This window comes from Pseudoalteromonas sp. T1lg122 (assembly GCF_002964825.1).
In the GTDB taxonomy this organism is placed as follows: domain Bacteria; phylum Pseudomonadota; class Gammaproteobacteria; order Enterobacterales; family Alteromonadaceae; genus Pseudoalteromonas; species Pseudoalteromonas gelatinilytica.
This window is the reverse complement of sequence record NZ_PQCG01000005.1, coordinates 129,727-148,203: the sequence shown is the minus strand read 5'-3', so window position 1 is coordinate 148,203 and position 18,477 is coordinate 129,727. Positions and strand designations below refer to the sequence as shown.

At 42.2% G+C, this 18,477-nt stretch carries 10 protein-coding genes and 1 pseudogene; 9 read left to right on the top strand and 2 right to left on the bottom strand.

The genetic code is table 11. The features are described from left to right. Nucleotides 1–13 precede the first annotated feature (13 nt). The 7 genes from C2M33_RS04880 (at nucleotide 14) to C2M33_RS04845 (ending at nucleotide 9,699) form a co-directional block, all read left to right on the top strand. Complete coding sequence (locus C2M33_RS04880; protein WP_054562939.1) at nucleotides 14–676, top strand: response regulator transcription factor; 663 nt, start codon at nucleotides 14–16, stop codon at nucleotides 674–676. A 164-nt stretch (nucleotides 677–840) separates the two neighbouring features. Further along, entirely contained in the window at nucleotides 841–2,343 is a 1,503-nt protein-coding gene (locus C2M33_RS04875; protein ID WP_082873981.1) for a serine hydrolase, read from the top strand. A 158-nt stretch (nucleotides 2,344–2,501) separates the two neighbouring features. Beyond that, nucleotides 2,502–3,779, top strand: coding sequence for an efflux RND transporter periplasmic adaptor subunit (locus C2M33_RS04865; protein ID WP_105173893.1), 1,278 nt, complete (start codon nucleotides 2,502–2,504; stop codon nucleotides 3,777–3,779). Beyond that, entirely contained in the window at nucleotides 3,776–4,528 is a 753-nt protein-coding gene (locus C2M33_RS04860) for an ABC transporter ATP-binding protein (RefSeq protein ID WP_105173892.1), read from the top strand. The genes C2M33_RS04865 and C2M33_RS04860 overlap by 4 nt, the downstream gene beginning before the upstream one ends. After that, nucleotides 4,528–6,978 (top strand): ABC transporter permease, encoded by a 2,451-nt coding sequence (locus C2M33_RS04855; RefSeq protein WP_063700943.1) that lies wholly within the window; start codon nucleotides 4,528–4,530, stop codon nucleotides 6,976–6,978. Before C2M33_RS04860 ends, C2M33_RS04855 begins: the two co-directional genes overlap by 1 nt. A gap of 63 nt (nucleotides 6,979–7,041) precedes the next feature. Beyond that, a complete protein-coding gene (locus tag C2M33_RS04850) occupies nucleotides 7,042–8,418 on the top strand; it encodes a sigma-54-dependent transcriptional regulator (RefSeq protein ID WP_063700941.1) in 1,377 nt (458 codons plus the stop codon). Beyond that, a complete protein-coding gene (locus C2M33_RS04845) occupies nucleotides 8,419–9,699 on the top strand; it encodes a sensor histidine kinase (RefSeq protein ID WP_105173891.1) in 1,281 nt (426 codons plus the stop codon). A gap of 1 nt (nucleotide 9,700) precedes the next feature. On the opposite strand, the gene C2M33_RS04840 is transcribed toward C2M33_RS04845, so the two are convergent. Continuing rightward, entirely contained in the window at nucleotides 9,701–10,225 is a 525-nt protein-coding gene (locus C2M33_RS04840) for a DUF2569 domain-containing protein (protein ID WP_105173890.1), read from the bottom strand. Nucleotides 10,226–10,355: 130 nt separating this feature from the next. Here C2M33_RS04840 and C2M33_RS04835 point away from each other — a divergent pair, with 130 nt between their 5' ends. Next, the gene (locus tag C2M33_RS04835; RefSeq protein ID WP_063700935.1) at nucleotides 10,356–11,525 is read left to right on the top strand and encodes a DUF547 domain-containing protein; all 1,170 of its coding nucleotides are present in this window, start codon (nucleotides 10,356–10,358) and stop codon (nucleotides 11,523–11,525) included. A 145-nt stretch (nucleotides 11,526–11,670) separates the two neighbouring features. Next, on the top strand, nucleotides 11,671–14,643 hold the full coding sequence (locus tag C2M33_RS04830) for a DUF3857 domain-containing transglutaminase family protein (RefSeq protein ID WP_105173889.1): 2,973 nt from the start codon (nucleotides 11,671–11,673) through the stop codon (nucleotides 14,641–14,643). On the opposite strand, the pseudogene C2M33_RS04825 reads toward C2M33_RS04830, so the two are convergent. Then, nucleotides 14,640–18,088, bottom strand: a pseudogene (locus C2M33_RS04825) (PAS domain-containing hybrid sensor histidine kinase/response regulator). The gene C2M33_RS04830 and the pseudogene C2M33_RS04825 sit on opposite strands and share 4 nt — an antisense overlap. Nucleotides 18,089–18,477: the final 389 nt, after the last annotated feature.

Here is an 18,477-nt window from a genome sequence, read left to right as displayed (position 1 = left end):
GAGAATCGAGGGAATGTCTTTAGCTGTGAACACCATAATCGCCGATGATCACCCGTTATTTAGAAGTGCGCTGCGTCAAGCTGCCGCGACATCAGTGCCAGAAGAACATATTAAAGAAACCAGTGACATTGATGGTTTGTTTACACTGTTAAGCGCTCACCCTGAGATTGAACTAATATTTTTAGACCTCACCATCCCAGGTGCAAATGGCCTACAAGCCCTTTCGCAACTGCGTAACCACTACCCTGATATCTTAGTGATTATGGTCTCTGCCAATGAGACACCAGCCATAATCAAACAAGCCATGAGCCTTGGCGCTGCAGGCTATATTCCGAAGTCATCTTCTTTAGATGTCATCAGTGAAGCAATTAGTCATGTACTCAATGGCGACACTTGGTTACCACCTGAAGTAGATTTAACTGATGTGGTGATCAACGACGAACAAAGCGAATTTGCTCGTAACCTCGAAAAACTAACTCCGCAGCAATACCGCGTACTTGCAATGATTGCCGACGGCTTATTGAATAAACAAATCGCCTTCGAAATGTCGATTCAAGAAACCACAATCAAACAACATGTGTCAGCGATTTTACGTAAACTCAATGTCTATAACCGCACCCAAGCAGGCATTTTATTTAATCAACTTTCACAGGTTGGCAAAATCGAAGAAAGCTAATTTAAGCATTCACTCCCAGGTTTAAATTGAAATTCCCATAAATGGGAATTCTTACATCACGGAAAATCACAAAAGACTTAGAATTCATAAAGTTAAACTTTGGCATACTCCTCGCTTTAGTGCTCATCATTAAAAACAATCTAAGTAAAAAATAATAGATTCAAATGAACACTAAGGACAACATCGTGTACACAGCTTGCAAAAAACTTGGCAAAAAATTAATCCTTCCAACGATTGCTCTTCTATCCACTTTGAGTACCTTTTCTGCACATGCAGATGAGCTCGACCAATGGCTGGTTGAGTTAATGCAAAAAAGGCATATTCCAGGACTACAACTCGCTGTTGTGCAAAATAATAAAATAACGAAAGTTGCCAGCTACGGAGTTGCAAATATAGAAGATAATATCGCCGTTGATGCCGACACTTTATTTGTGATTAATTCCGCAACTAAAGCCTTCGTTGGTGTCGCACTGATGCAACTTGTTGAGCAAAAGAAGTTAGACCTTAATGCACCTATTGGCACTTACCTACCAGAACTGCCAGCTCAGTGGCATGCTATAACAACAAGAGAATTAATGAGCCATACATCAGGTTTACCTGACATCATAAAAGATGAAATTGCTAATCTAATCTCAGATCAAGGGCCTGATGATGCATGGCAACAAGTACAAACTAAACCATTAGAATTCGAAACCGGCACCCGTTTTAAATATAACCAAACAAACTACGTCATTATCGGTCAGTTAATTAATAAGTTATCTGGGATGCCATTTCAGCAATTCATAGCAAAAAAACAATTACAACAAACTGAAATGAACAGAACACTTGAAGCGGGCTTTGGTAATCTCAATAACGTTGTCAAACATTCAGCTAGACGATACGAAAAGCATGGTAATGAGCTTATAAATTCAAGAGAAGCTATTTTCTCGCCAATGCTACAAACAGCCGCGGGCATGGCCTCAACAGCAACTGAGATAGCAAATTGGCTAGTGGCATTACAAACTAATCAGCTTATTAGTGCACAAAGTATTCAGCAAATGTGGACTCCGACTCGACTAAAAAATGGTCATACTCAAGGCTTTAATCAACGCGTAAATGGCTACAGTATTGGCTGGCCAGTTATGGGACGAGAAGAACACCCGGCATTAGCTGCAATAGGTGGTAACAGAGCCGGTATCTTTGTTTACCCAGAAGATAATATGTCGATAGTGATCTTAACCAACTTGATTGGCGCAATGCCATCGCAATTTGTAGATGAAATAGCAAGCTTTTATATTCCTGAAATGAAACAAGAAAATGGCTTTGGTTTAGCGAAAAATATTAAACGCTTATGGCAAGTTCTTGAAGTGCAAGGCTATGAAAATGCAATTACAGCTGCCGCTCAATTAACTAAAGATGAGCAAGTTCAATTTACTGAAAACGATATTAACTTATGGGGTTACTCGCTTATTAACCAAAATAAACTCAATGAAGCGTTAGCGATTTTTAAACTTAATACGCACCTTTACCCACATAGTTACAATACTTTTGATAGCTTAGCAGAGGCATACTGGTACCTCGGTGATCTAAAGCAAGCAACCGCCAATTATAACCATGTGTTAAAGCTTAAACCTGATAACGCACATGCTAAAAAGCAACTAGCTAAGCTTGCAAAGCTGATGGAGTAAACAACACATTATTGGTTATCCCACTTTTGATTGTATTAATCCCAGAAGTGGGAAAAACCATTTCCTCCACCAAATACAAAACCATTAAAATCAACACCTTAACAATTGGCACAAAACTCGCCTTAGCTATTCCATGATTATTTAATTTTATCAGTATCATGGATTTAGACAGCACACTAAAACGCAAACCTCAGCAATCAAAAGCTAAAAAATGGCTTATGGCTGCAGCCATTGGCGTGTCGGCTCTTGGCGCTTTAATGGTGTATCAATGGGCTACACCCACCGTGGTTGCTGCAAGCCAACTGCAAATTGCAACCGTAGAACAAGCCGATTTTGTGGTGAAAATACGTGGCTTTGGCCGTTTAAAGCCAAAGTATCAACGTTACTTAACCAATACCGACACCGCAATGGTCGAAGCTATCCATGTATACCCCGGCACTATCGTTAAAAAAGACACGGTGATTTTAAGCCTCGTCAACCCACAGCAAGCGCAGCGTTTATCGGTCGCTCGACTAGAACTTGCTCGCCAAAAAGCCAGTGTTAATGAGCAAAAAATTAATCAGCAAAGTGAGCTACTTGAGCGCCAAGCAAATCTCGCCATATTAAAAAGTGAGCTGCAAAGCGCAGAGCTTAGAGTCGATGCCGAAAGCAAACTGATCGAGCAAGGAATTGTTTCAAGCCTCGATTACAAACGAAGCATGCTAAACGTTGCACAGCTTACAGAGCGCGTAAGTATCGAGCAGCAACGCCTCGCTCAGCTCAAAGAAATGCACTTACAACGCAACAAAATACAGCAAGAACTATTAAGCCAATTTGAGCTTAATTATCAGGTTGAACAACAGGCTTTTGATCAGCTGCAAATAACAGCAGGCATCGATGGCATGCTGCAAGAATTGAATGTTGAACTTGGTCAAAACCTCGTGCCGGGTACCCGCCTTGCGGTGGTTGGCTCAAATAAAGCACTCAAAGCAGAGCTAAGCGTTAAGCAAGCTGATGCCGAAAAAGTGGCACTCAATATGGCAGCGAAAGTTAACACTTTTAGCCAAGCAGACCACGGTGAAGTTGATGCCAAAGTCACCCGAATTGACCCTATTGTTACCGATGGCCGAGTTATCATCGAACTTGATTTACAAGGCACACTGCCTGCCAATGCCCGCCCAGATTTGAGCATTGAAGGCTATGTCGTTAGCAACATTATTCCTGATGCGTTAACCATTAACGTGCCACAAAAAGCACAAGCACACAGCGAAGCCACGCTGTTTAAACTTAATCCAAATACCCAGTTAGCAACGCCAACCAATATCGAATTTGGTACACTCAGTGACAATCAAATTCAACTTTTGAGCGGTGCCACCGTGGGCGAACAGCTGATCATTTCAGACCTTTCTAAATGGCAGCATTTGGCAACAATAAAAATCGAACAGGACAGTTTATGAAAACCAACACGCTTATCTCATTAAACAAAATCGCCAAAGTTTATCGCGGCCAAAATGTTGAAACCTATGCATTAAAAGACATCAGCCTGAATATTAACCAAGGTGACTATATCTGTATTAGCGGCCCATCTGGCTGTGGTAAATCGACGCTTCTGTCATTATTAGGCTTACTCGATAGCCCAACTGCTGGCGATTATTTCATTAAAGAAGTCGATACAAAAACCCTCGATATGGATCAGCAAGCTGAACTAAGAAACCTTCATATTGGTTTTATATTTCAGTCGTTTAACCTAATTGATGAATTATCTGTTTTTGACAACGTGGCACTGCCGCTCACTTACCGAGAGCCAGCCATGAGCCCAAACGAAATTGAGCTTGCGGTAAAACAAGCCCTTGATGAAGTTGAGATGGGCCACCGTGCTCAGCATAAACCAAACCAATTATCCGGTGGTCAGCAACAGCGTATTGCTATTGCCCGCGCACTGGCTGGCAAGCCAAGCATTTTATTGGTGGATGAGCCAACTGGTAACTTAGATTCAAAAAATGGTGATGCCGTCATGGACTTGCTTGATGAGCTGAATAAAAAAGGCACCACGATTTGTATGGTAACCCATGATTTACGTTATGCCGGACGTGCAAAGACGCAACTTAAATTGCTAGATGGTGAAATTGTTTCCTACTCTGAAGCACGCCAAGCACCTAGCAGCGACACTGCTGAGCAAGTACTCGAAAGCGCCGAGGTGATGTAATGAAATTAACCAAAACACGCGCCCAACTAAGCTTAGCGTGGGCATCATTAATGAATGCACCGGGCTTTGTGACAGCGGTTATCGCAACGCTTGCTTTAACTCTTGCCACCTTATTTGTGGTGCTTAGCCTTGTTAACAGCTACTTTTTAAAGCCCCTTGATGTGTACGATGAAAGCCGCATGGTGGTGGTTGAGCAATCACTTACTTATGATGACTACGATGCCACCGGCTTTCAAAGCTATCAATCGATGGTGCATTGGCTTAAGCATAATCAAAGCTTTGAACAAAGTATGATGATCAATGCGGGTGAGCAAATCTTTGCAAACCTTGATGGCGAGCCTAAAGAGCCTGTGCTGTATGTTGGCGGCAACTACTTTGACTTATTAAACACGCCATTTTTAATGGGACAGGGTTTTGACCTTGGAGAAACGCTAGAAACACCTGATGACCGCGTTGTTATCTCAGCTAACTTCTGGCGCAAGCATTACAACAGCGACCCGAACATTATTGGTAAAACACTTTCAGTCATGGCGGGTGAAACCGATTACGTTCACCGTATCGTCGGTGTTGTTGATGACTCATTCAGCCCTCCTTACATGTTTAAAGCAAGCGATGTTGAAGTGTGGTTTCCATCAAGTGCTGACCGCCGTTTCTTTCACAATGATGATTGGCAAAGCCCGTGGACAAACACTTTTAAAAACCTAAAACTGATTGCAGTTTTAAAGCCTGGGGTCACCATAGATCAAGTTAAAGTCGATTTAAAACAGCAAATTGATACGGTTAAATCAGAGTGGCTAAACAACGGGGGGATCACCGATGTAAAACCTGAAGTAACCCCGTATCGCGACGTTGAGCTGGGTAATAACGATGACTTAAGCTTAATGATGTTAGCCGGTGCAGTAGGGCTACTGATTATTGCAGTACTTAATGTAAGCACTTTATTCTTCTCGCGCGCTCTTGCTCAACATAAAACCCTCGCCTTGCAGGCGGTGTTAGGTGCTAAACGCAGCACGTTATTTAAAAGTATCTTTTTACAGTCACTGATTTTAATGACCTTATCGGTAAGCATTGCGCTGTTTTTATCGGTATGGGGCATACGTTTATTTAAAGTATTGGCAGAAGGCCGATTACCACTGGTTAACAGCTTGGCGGTTGATAGCACGTTGGTCATTGTTGCCATCATACTGTGTATTGCTCTTGCTTATATTTTCTCTGTAATTACAGCGCGTTTGGTGAATTACAAAACCCTAAATACGCAAATGCAGAACAGTGGTAAAGGCGGGGTTTCGCAGGTATCTGGCCGTACAGTGCGTATTTTAATTGGCTCACAAATGTTTGTTGCCGCGCTGCTTGTTAGTTTTTCGGTGATGGTAGTCAGTAAAGCCATGGGCACGATTAACCGCCCACTCGGCAGTGATACCGAAAACCTGTATTTTGCCAACCTGTTCCAGCCAAATAATCAAATGTCATTAGCGGAGCGCTACGAACATATGCTGCAATACAAGCAGGTTTTGCTTGATAGCCAAGGCATTGATGATGTTGCCCTGGGTCACAGCCCAGTATCAGCAAGACAAAATGCCAACACCCTGACTGATGTAAACGGTAAAAGCTCAATTTTCTTCCCTAGTCAGTGGGTAGGGCCTGATTACTTTGCGTTAGTTAACACCAAAATTCTCGCTGGCCGCACCTTTAGCGAACAAGCTATACGTGGTGAAACCAACGAGATACTTGTCTCGGTCAGCGTTGCAGAGAACTTATTACCAGGCCAAGACTATCGAAATATCATCGGCAAGAGCTATCAAGGCTTAGAAGAAAAGATGTATGAAGTGGTGGGTGTAACCGAAGATTTTAATCACCCTAAATACTACGATGAGTCGTTTGGTCGTCACATTTGGTGGCCAGCAACACCGTATAGCTACATGTTTACTATCAAAGCTTCTGATGGGGTTAAGCTGACTAATAAACAAATACTTAATACGCTAAAAGAAAAGAACAGCGACCTAACCATGTGGCAGTTTAATGACCTCCAACAAGAGTACGACAATTTACTGTATATGAGCCGACTGACTGTGGTTCTATGTAGTACCTTAGCGCTATTTACTCTATTATTAGCAGCAATCGGTATCTTTGGGGTACTAAGCTACAACCTAGGTCTGCGCCGTTATGAGTTTGGTATTCGTATGGCATTAGGTGCGAAAAAAGCGCGCTTATTCAAGCTGATGAGTGTTGAAGCTATTATCCCTGTGCTCATTGGTTTTGCGGTTGCGCTTGCTGTAGTAATGATGGGTTTTTACATGTTACAAGGCCAGCTAATGTCTTGGCTGATACTTGATGTAAGACTGCAATTACTTGCTTGGAGTATTACCTTATGTATTGCGCTATTCGCTTGCTTTAGACCTTTGGTTTTACTGCTTAAAGCAAAACCTATGGCCGCACTGCGTAACGATTAACAGCACAAAATGGCAGCTTTAGTTTTAGCTTAAGCTGCCTCAACAGGATAATAAGAAAACATCATGGACAAAATCTTAGTCATAGACGATCAAGCTGATGTACGTCTGGCTGCTACTGTTGCATTACAACAATTGGGCTTACATTGCCTTGAGGCCGAAGGCCCTGAACATGCCCTTGAATTATTAAAATCAGAGCACATTAGCCTGATTTTGCTTGATATGAACTACAAGCTCGACACCACCTCAGGTGAAGAAGGGTTACGCTTTTTAAAGCAACTAAATCAATTAGGTTCGACCATACCTGTCATTGTCATGACCGCATGGGCCAGCATTGATGTTGCCGTTAAAGCCATGCAATTAGGGGCTGTCGACTTTGTTGAAAAGCCATGGAATAACTTACGCTTAACCGCCGTTGTGCAACAACAACTCAAGCTCAAGCAAAGTAATCACGACAATGCCTGTTTAAAGGCGCTTACCAGTGACACACAGGCCCACTACATAGCCCACTCAGAAATCATGCAACTGTTGCTTGCCAAAGCTGAGCGCGCAGCAAAAACCGATGCCAGTATTTTAATTACCGGCGAAAATGGCACTGGCAAAAGCTTATTGGCACATTATATTCATCAGCATTCACTCAGAGCTGATAAACGCTATGTAAGCGTGAATGTTGGCGCCATTGCGCCAACGCTATTCGAAAGTGAATTATTTGGCCATAAGAAAGGCGCTTTCACTGATGCCAAAGAAGACCGCTTAGGACGATTTGAAATTGCCGAAGGCGGCACCTTATTTTTAGATGAAATTGCGACTTTAAGCCTTGAGCTACAAAGTAAAATGCTGCGTGTGCTAGAAAGCAAAGAATTTGAAGTGCTCGGCTCAAGCCAAACCAAAACCGCCGATGTTCGCATTATTTCTGCTACCAATAGTGAATTAGCTACGGCCATTGAGCAGGGTGAATTCCGCCGTGACTTATTATTTAGACTCAATACTATTGAACTGCACATTCCACCGCTTCGCGACAGAAAAGACGACATCGCTCCCTTAGCTGAACACTTGTTGTTAGTGCATGGTAAAAAATACCAACGAGCGAATATGGCGCTCAGTGTTGATGCTCTACAGGCGCTAAAAAATTACAGCTGGCCTGGTAATATTCGTGAGCTAAGTCACTGCATTGAACGCGCGGTGATCATGAGCGATAACAACAATATTCAAGCCAATGACCTCATTTTAGATCAACCAAGTTGCGAGCAACCAAATAGCAATGCCGAACAAGCTTTGCCACTATTGCCCCTTGAAGAGCTTGAAAAACAGATGATTCAAAAAGCGCTGCTGCAATTTAATGGCAATGTTATCGCCGCAGGAGAGTTTTTAGGATTAAGTAAATCGGCTATTTATCGTCGCATTGATAAACATCAGCTCGATTTGAAAGAAGTAGAACGCTAAATGAGTAGTAAGTTGTCGTTAGAGCAGCGTATTCGACGCTATTTTTATATGGTTATAGCGGTGCTATTAACGCTTGGCATTGCCCTTTCGCTCAGCTTAAAACTAGATTGGTTTGCCAGTATCAGCCTATTATTGCCGTTTATTGGGATAAGCGCTTTTGCCTTAATTAAAAGCTACCGTGCGATCACCGATGTGGTTGAACGCTTTGGCCTGCAACTAGATGCACTGGCAAATGACGAAAGTAATAGTTGGCATTTAGCGTCTTACCAAAGTGGACGAGTTGCAGCGCTTAAGCAAGATTTTGCCAAGCTCAGCAATAAAATAGCCAAGAACAAACGCCATTATATGCAAACTGAAGAGTTTGTTTTTGAGTTTGCCAGCATGCTGGACTTACCCATCGTTATACTAGACCCCCATGGCTTAATTTACTTTAGTAATAAGGCGTTTATAAACAGTATTAGTCATCGCCAAATTGAAGGTAAATCGGCCAGCGACTTAGGCATTGCTCTGCATGATGGCGAATGGCAACAAAACAGTGACTCACTGTTTAAACAACGCTTTCAAATCTCATCGCAGACTTTTTGGCGGACCGGCAGAAACTTTGAATTACTAACCTTCTTTTCAATTGAGCAACAGCTTCGCGATAACGAACAACTTGTATGGCAACGTTTGATTCGAGTGTTAAATCATGAAGTGCGTAACTCACTCACGCCGATTTATTCAATGAGTCAATCATTGCAAACCCTTAAGCGCCAAGGACAAATTAGCAGTCACGATGATCTCGCCCAAGATATGTTGCAAGTTATAGAAAAACGCGCTCAACACTTGCTTGATTTTGTAGCCAGTTACAGTGCGTTTGCCAAGCTACCACCTGCACAAAAACAAGCAATTAGTAGCGAGCAATTAAACACACGTTTAAGCGCTATCTTTCCTGAACTAGTGATAAATAGCAGCGAAGAGTTACATGTTAATGCCGACTTCGGCCAACTAGAACAAGCGTTGATCAACCTGATAAAAAATGCTTTTGAAGCTGGCAGCAATTCTGCCCCTAGCCTCACTTGGTCAAGACAAGGTGATAACTTAAATATTGCAATTAGCGACCAAGGTTGTGGTATTCAAAACCCCGATAACTTGTTCGTGCCATTTTACTCAACCAAGGCAAATGGCACAGGTATAGGACTTGTGATCACCCGAGAACTTGTGCGCAACCAAGGCTTTGAGTTATCAATAAACTCAAAACCCCAGCAAGGCACAGAAGCTACAATTACGGTGCCCAGCTAACTTATTTTACAAATGTGGCTTTCACTCGCTTAGATAAAAGCATATAAGGTCCCCAGATCACAGCTTGAATAAGCCCTCTGAAAATCATCGTTTTCATTTCATCATCGAACACGTCGACATCAGGCACAATTAAACTAACCGCATAGGCATCGAGAGCAATAAACGCTAATCCACCAAATAATATCGCTAAGTACCAACTTACAAATGCTTTCTTATGCTTAAAAAACAACACAATTAAATAAAGCGAAGCTAAAAATAGTGCTGCATTAAACACCATTTCAATGATCAGTAAAGGCTCCCAAAGTGGATGATACATATCACCAAATTGCGATGTTAAGCGTTGCCACATCTCGGTCGTGAAAATGGGTTTAAAGGTATTTATTGATTCGATAAATACTCTAAAAGGGCTGAGTACCACACCTATCGCCACAAGAATAAGCCAACCTTTTATGCCAACTAAGTCATCATTTTCGGGGCTTTTAGCTTCTGGTGTTTCGATTTTATTTTGTTGTTTTGCTTCTTCCATGAGTTGTCCTTATTATTTTTATTTCTTCTACTATACGCTTATTTTTTAATAAAATTCACAAAAAACAGATTGTTGCGCTTTCAGAAAAACCACGCTATGTTTATTTTTTAAACTACGGAAGGTCATAAAAATGAAAAACGCCATAAAACCCATCGTATTAGCAACGTCACTTATTCTAGTCACAGCCTGTAATTCAACGGCCCCTATTAATAAAACAGCAACGACAGCGATTAACCAAGAAAAATTTAGCCAATTTCATCAGTATGATGAAAAATCAAATATCACACTTGAGTACACTGACTACGGGCAAATATTAAATGCCTCGGTGATTGATTTAGGTATGTCAGACCGCTATCGCATTTCAAATAATACGAGCAAAATAGGCACACGATTATCATCTAACCCTAAACCGTCTACCGCAACAGAAGCAAACCGCTTTTATTATGATTCGTACAGAAAGAATCCTCAGATGAAGCAAGACTTGCAAATAGTGCAAGAAAATATGGCCGACCTGCCAAACAAGGTGAATTTAAGTAACTTACCAAAATCAGAGTTACTCGCTTACTGGCTCAACCTCTATAACGTGACAGTACTCAATGAACTAGTTCAGCAATATCCTGTTAAAAACCTAACGAGGCTATTAAACGAAGAACCAAGCTTTTTTGATAAGCCGCGCTTTAACTTTAATGGTAACCAGTATTCATTAAACGATATTGAGTACAACATTGTTGCACCGCTATTTAACAATGACCCGCTATTAATGTATGGCTACTATCGTGGCTACATTGGCAGCCCAAATTTACTAGACCACCCATATACAGCGAAAAATGTATTTGCAGCCCTGACCACCAATGCAGTGCAGTTTGTTAATTCAAACCGCGGCAGTGTGATAGGTAACCATAGCACTCGTGTTTCTTCTTTATACCTTGAAAAGAAAAACTATTTTCCTAACTTTGAAGAAGACTTAGCTGACCATCTTCAATCGCTAGTGATTCAAGAGCCAGATAAAGACCAAGTTGTGCAAAACCTCTCTTTTAGTATCGATAACTATGATATTACCGACATCCTAGGCAGTGATATGGAATATGGTGGAGGTAACGCGACAGTCGCCGATCCAAGCGTAATTGCCTGGGGCTGGGATAACACCTTCATGACATATGGAGATAACTTAACCAAAGAAGTCGGCCATGTAAGCCCGTTACGTCGCGAAATTTTGCAAAAAATCACGCAAAAATACTATGAAGTAAATACTCGCGTTGAAATAAAAGACTTACCAGCTAAAGAGTCTGAAGATAAATAATATAACCCTAAAGCGGCTCACCATGAGCCGCTTAGACTCACCACATCCTTACGAGACCTACACTATAAAAATTAATTTTTATTTGGCTCAAGCCGCGAAATTCAGTAATTTGTCATATAAAACTAAACGTAATTAGAAAATAACAATGAAATGGATGCACTTACAACTTAAGCTACTGGCTGTTTTTTTATTCTTTGTGAGCTGTTTTGCAGCCGCTGAAGAGTATCAGGTTGCGCCCGCAGCGAACTGGGTAAAACAACATAAGTTACTCATCCCTGAGATTCCTCGAGACCAAATACGAGACGGGACTTTCTACCTGATGCTCGACACTCAGTTTCAGGTATCTGAGCAAGCCCCACAGCAACGCTTTAATCGTACTGTAATGCAGGCGGTCAATCAGTCTGGGGTTGATTATATTAGCCAGCTGAATATTGATTTTGACCCAAATTATCAATATCTTACGCTCAATAGCTTAGGCATTATTCGTGACGGTCAATATATAGATAAACTAAATAGTGCCGAGCTACAGGTGTTACAACGCGAGACTGACTTAGCAAGTCGTATATACAACGGCACCTTAAGCCTAAATGTCATTATTGATGATATGCGGGTCATGGATATTTTAGATTACAGCTATACGGTTTCGGGGAGTAATCCGGTTTATCAGCACTTCAGCACCATGCGCACACTGAACTGGTCGGTGCCGATAGTGCAGCAATTTATGCGGGTAAAGTGGCAAAAGCCTACGCCCTTATATATCAACTTTATGAATGGCGAGTCACCAGTTACTAAAACCAAGCTCGATACAGGTTTTGACTACCAAATTAGCCAACACAATGAGCCGACAATTCGCTCCGCAAGCGAAGTACCGCATTGGTATTCACCTTACAAGGAAGTGTATTTCTCTGAAGTAAATAATTGGCAAGAGGTGATCAATTGGTCGTTACCTTTATACCAATCAGCCATCGAAGTAAGCCCTGCTATTGAAACAATTGCCCGTCAAATTAAGTTTCAACATACCGATTTAGAGTCTCAAATTGTTGCAGCCCTGCGCTTTAGCCAAGACGAAATACGTTATTTAGGCCTAGAAATGGGCACCAACTCGCACCAGCCTACTCCTGCATCAGAAACCTTGGCACTGCGCTATGGCGACTGTAAAGACAAAACCGTCTTGCTCATTTCTTTACTTAAAGCGCTCGGCGTAGAGGCTCATCCAGCTTTAGTTAACACCGAAGACAGAAAACGTACTGCCAGCTTACCTGTCTCTCCTAGCTTGTTTGACCATGTGATTGTCACCTTAGAGCACCAAGGTAAGCGCTATTGGCTTGATCCGACCATTTCATACCAGCGCGGCGATTTAGCACATTTAGCTCAACCGAACTACGATGTAGCGTTAATCATAAAGCAAGGTGAAACAGGCTTTACTGATATGTTCACAGAGCCTGCCCTAAAACGCATACAGGTTTTTGATAGTTATCAGATCCCAGAAGGTATTGATGAGCCAGTTAGTTTCTCAACTCAATATAAATACGGCGACTTTGAAGCAATTAGCCGCCGCAGTTCAATCGCTGAAAACAGCTTAAAAAGCATAGAAGATGATTACCGCGAATATTATCAAGATACCTACAAGGGCTTAAAGACAGTCAAACCTATGCTGGTTGAATCTCCAGAAGACACCGGTCAGCTAATTACCAATGAGCACTATACTATTGATAACTTTTGGCGACCTAAGGGTAATGATTTTCAAAACGACTTTTACGCCAGTGAAATTCAAAACTCAGTTTATAAGCCGGAACAGCGAGAACGTAACAATGCACCAATGTGGTTTCGTTACCCAAATAATATCGAAACAACCATAAAGGTTACGTTTACGGATACTAATTGGCAGTTTAATGATGAGCAGGTCACAGTCGACAACCCATTTTTTCATCTCGAAAAACGCGTGACATTTAAAGACTCGGTGTTGACCTTATACTTTGATTACAGTGCTAAGCAGGATCATATTCCAGCCGATCAAATAGACCTTTATCTAAGCGAGCGTAAAAAACTCAATAACGCGACCCATTACGGCATCATTAAATACGGCACAAATAGCGCCAAAACCACACCAGCGGATGACGAAACCAACTGGTATAGCGTTTTTATTTTAAGTTACTTGGCGGCAATCATCTTTTTCATCGCGGCTTGGCGTATAGAAGCAAGTAACCGCCCAGTTTTTGCTGAGCAACAGTTCTACCCTGTCAGTAACAGTAAGTTTGTTATTTATAGCTTATTAAGCTTAGGAATATTCATTAACTACTGGAGCTATCGCAACTGGAAAGCGATAAAAGAGCAACAACAAAGCCATATTATGCCGATTGCCCGAGGGATATTTGCACCACTGTTTTTTATTCCGTTGTTACTTGAGCTTTGCAAGCACAGCGAGCAAACCTTTGGTAAAAATAAGATCATGCCCGTTGCGGTTGGGTTCGTGTTATGGCTGGCGATTATCATTTCTGAAGTCGTAAGCTATAACTGGGAATATGGTACTTGGCTGTTTTTAGTTACACCTATTCTATGGTTGCCACTGGTTAATTACATTCAAAACCTCAAGCAACCCGAACAGGCTCTTGAGTACCACTCTCAGTGGCGAGCGAGGCAGGTTATCATTTCGATATTCATGCTGCCTTGGTTATTTTATGGCTTAATTTATGAGCTATATTTGTTGCCAAGTTCAGCCATAGTAACCGGTGACAAGCTTTGGTCTTATCAAGTTAACTTTTTAAAAAGAAAAGAAATTATTCCTGCCAACGAGAGTGTACATTATTTTTATAGTGACGCATTTATCGATTTTAAAACTGATGGAAACGGCATCACAGAAAACACTATTTTTAGTTACTGGAAAAATGAGCAAGGTGTGCTCGAAAAAGATCAGCGCCGCTTTAGTGACATTAAAGAGCTCAACGTTGATTATGCTAAAAGCGCCCTACTCACCACCACGCTCACGGTCATTGACCACAATGGTGATGAAATGATGTTATTTCTGAGCCATGAAGATGACTTAGATAAGAAGTTTGTCGCTGAGGTAGAGCGCTTAATTAAAGCCAATACCCCAGCAACTGAGCAAAACGCAGATTAAGTCAGTCGCTTAATCATGCGTTTTAAGGCGGGCGCTTTCAGAGGCTTATAAAGCAATGGATAGCCCGCATCGAGCACTAACTCGCGTATGCCTTCATCATGATTCGCAGTATTAACGATGGCTGGTAAGCGTGTTAGTGCCGCTTGCTCAATCACTTCAAGTCCCGTTACCCCATCATCAAGCTGATAATCAATAATCAACAATTGCGGCAGGGCTTGGCTTGCCTTTAACTCCTCAAGCTCCACTAAGTTTGTGGCTGTTGAGATTTCACAGCCCCAATTTTCGAGTAGCTGCTTTAGTGCCTCTAACACATTGCGGTCATTATCAAGCAACCAAATACGCAATTGCCCCAGCTCGGTTTCTTGTGATGCCTCAGCGCCTTTCGCTTGCGCTGGCGCAGTACTCACTCTACAAGGTAGAGTTAGGGTAAATTGCGTGCCTTTACCAAGTTCAGACCCCATCACTAGCGGAATTTTAAGTAAGTCACATATACGTTTAGTGATTGCCAACCCTAAGCCTAACCCCTCGGCGCTTGGCTTTGCACCAAGCTGTTTAAACTCTTGGAAAATAGTTTGTTGATCGCTCGATGCAATACCAATCCCTGTGTCTTCAACAATAAAGGATACATGGTCATCGTCGTACTGCATTTTTAAGCGCACTTCACCTTGCTCGGTATAACGAATCGCATTACTCAAAAGGTTACGCAGCACTCTTCGCAGCAGCGCTTTGTCGGTATGCAGGCGCACATCACAAGTTTCAATAATAAACTTTAAGCCTTTTTCGCGGGCAAGGGCTTCGTAGTCATTTCGCAGTGGCTCAACCAACGAGCTGGCTGCAAACTCGCTCATTTGTACTTTAAACGAGCCTGAATCGAGCTTGGTTAACTCTAAAATACTCGATAACAACTCTTCGGCGCTGCCTAATGAATTCTTAATATTCATCGCCAGCTCTTTAAGTTCAGTGTCTTGGGCTTTTTCATTCATTAAAGAACAAAACAAGCTCGCAGCATTGAAAGGTTGCAGTAAATCATGGCTGGCAGCGGCAAAAAAGCGCGTTTTACTGACCGTTGCTTGCTCTGCCACTTGCTTTGCCATCGACAACTCTTGGTTTGCTTGAGTCAATGCCAAGGTGCGTGCTGCGACTTTTTCTTCAAGGCTAACATTTGCTTCGGTTAACGCTTTTTGTTGTTTTACGAACTCGGTAATGTCGGTATAGGTTGTTACAAAGCCGCCACCTGGCAGTGGGTTACCTTGCATTTCAAACACCCGGCCATCATTGTGCGAGCGCTGGTATTTATAAGCGCTGCCTTGGCGTAAATAGGCTAAGCGTTTTTCAACTTCGCTGGTCATGCTCTCGCCGCTAAATAAGCCGCGCTCGGCATTAAAACGAATAATGTCGGCAACCGGGCGGCCTATGTAAAGCGCATCATCTGGGTAGGCGAACATGTTTTTGTAGCCTTGGTTCCAAGCTACCAAGCGCAGCTCACTATCAACTACACTGATCCCTTGTTGAATGTTTTCGATTGTTGATTGCAGTAAGTCACGATTAAATTTAAGTACTTGGCTTGCTTCATCAACAAACTCGGCAACCTGCTCTAGAGGCTGGCGCTGCTCATTTTTGGCCACATCTAAAATAAGCCGTGCCGATGCGCCACCGATCACCGCAGACATCTCGCGCTCAACTAATAGTTCTAACTCAACATTGGCAGGACGTTTCCACTTACTTTTATCATCAGGAAAGTAATGATTTACCAACGACTGCGCCGCTTCTTTTTCGGCAAATCGCTGCATTAACGCACCTAGATCATGGTAACTCAAAGGCTGTAGATGATTACTCACTCGAGAATCACTAAGCTGCGACACAAACTTATTGCTCTGCAAACGTTCAGCTAAGGTTGCTCGACTAAATAACGGCACTAAGAAATACACTAAACAGTTCGCACCTAGCGATAGCAATAAAGCTTGGCTAATGCTTTCCATGCCTAATGAGAATAAGTCGGTTGGCGCTAACCAGCTTATTCCCCACGGTCCATTCACAAGCCATAAGCTATCGCTTCCTAAACCTCCGGCGATATTCGGTAGTAAAAGAGTGTATCCCCAAATAATAAAGCCGCTTAAAATCCCCAATTGCGCACCGCGACACGATGCTTGTCGCCACCATAAGCCTATGATCATGGCAGGCGAAAATTGCGCGACTAAGGTAAACGACATCAAACCCACATTGGCAAGGGTTGTACTTTCGCCCAGCACTCGGTGAGTGAAGTAACTAAGCAATAAAATCAATACGATAACGATTTTACGCGCATGTAATAGGTTATTTTTATCAAGCCCGCGACTACTCGATGTAAGTTGCGAGCGGCGTAAAATAAATTGGTTAATAAAGTCATTCGTGATCATCACTGAAAGCACAATTGATGACACAATCACCATACTGGTTGCCGCTGAAAAGCCGCCTAAAAAGGCTAATAACGCCACAAAAGCATCATCAGCCGCCATGGGTAAAGCCAATACAAAGGTGTCGTAGCGACTTCTTGACCTTGAAAGTAAATTAATCCGGCATATGCAATCGGTAGAATAAACAGGTTAATAAGTAAGAGGTAAATCGGAAATAGCCAACGTGCCGAGGCCAGCTCTTTATCGTTATTTTTTTCGATAAAGCTCATGTGGAATTGTCTTGGCAAACATAAGGTTGCCAAAATACCAAGCAAAGTATGAGCAACATACACATAGGTTGGACTTTGTGTGGCCGCCACTTGCTGATCAATATTTAGGTCATGCGCTTTTTCAAACAGAGCCACTGGGCTGTCGAATAGAGCAAAGCATACATACAAACCCACCGCTAAAAACGCCAACAACTTAACCACAGATTCAAAGGCAATACTGGCAATCAAACCTGGATTATGTTCGCTGGGCTTTAACCGCCTTGCGCCGAATAAAATAGCAAACAGTGCCAATACAATCGTGATGTAAAAAGTGCTATCGGCCCATACTTCATGGCTTTGTGTGGCAGCACGATCGGTAAGTAAGTTGATACTTTGTGCAGTTGCACTTAGCTGTAAAGAGATATAGGGCACAATGGCAATCACTGAAATCAATGAAATGAGCCCAGACAAACTCGACGACTGACCATACCGAGTCGCAATAAAATCTGCCATTGAGGTAATTTTTTGCTGCCGACAAATATGCGCTATGCGGCAATAAACTTGCCAGCCAAAAATAAATAACAAAATAGTACCGGCATAGGTCGGAGCCAACCACCAACCGTTGTAAGCAGCTTGTGCTGTAGTACCAAAAAACGCCCAAGAGGTGCAATACACCCCAAGTGATAAACCATAGGTTAAGCCTTTAAAAGGCAATACTTTTCTTTTATCAGCCCAGCCTGCAACCGCAAATAAAATTGCCAGATATACAATTGCAAGAAGGCTTATTGACCAAATTGAGAACATCGCATGTGATTATTTTAATTGTTATAGCCCCAGCATAGTTTTTATTGCACGTAATTTACAGCCTAACTTTAGTGCTAATGCATTGTATAACTGAAGTTTAAAAAACAAACATAAAGAAATGAGAATTATTTTCAATTGAGTGTTGACAGATACGTAAATCTAATTGATAATCACTATCAACAAGACAATAAAGTGTTATGACTTGTTCGGAATAAACTGATTTGTTTCTCGACCCTGAAACACGTGTGGCCCACGATAAAGCTAAGATCGCCTGTTGCTAATCGCAACGCCCCTTGATATTGGCAACAGGTGATCGCCCTACTATTTTACTTGCTACATTGCTCATATCGGTGACGGTAGATATGAAACTCAAAAAGCCCTTACAGGGC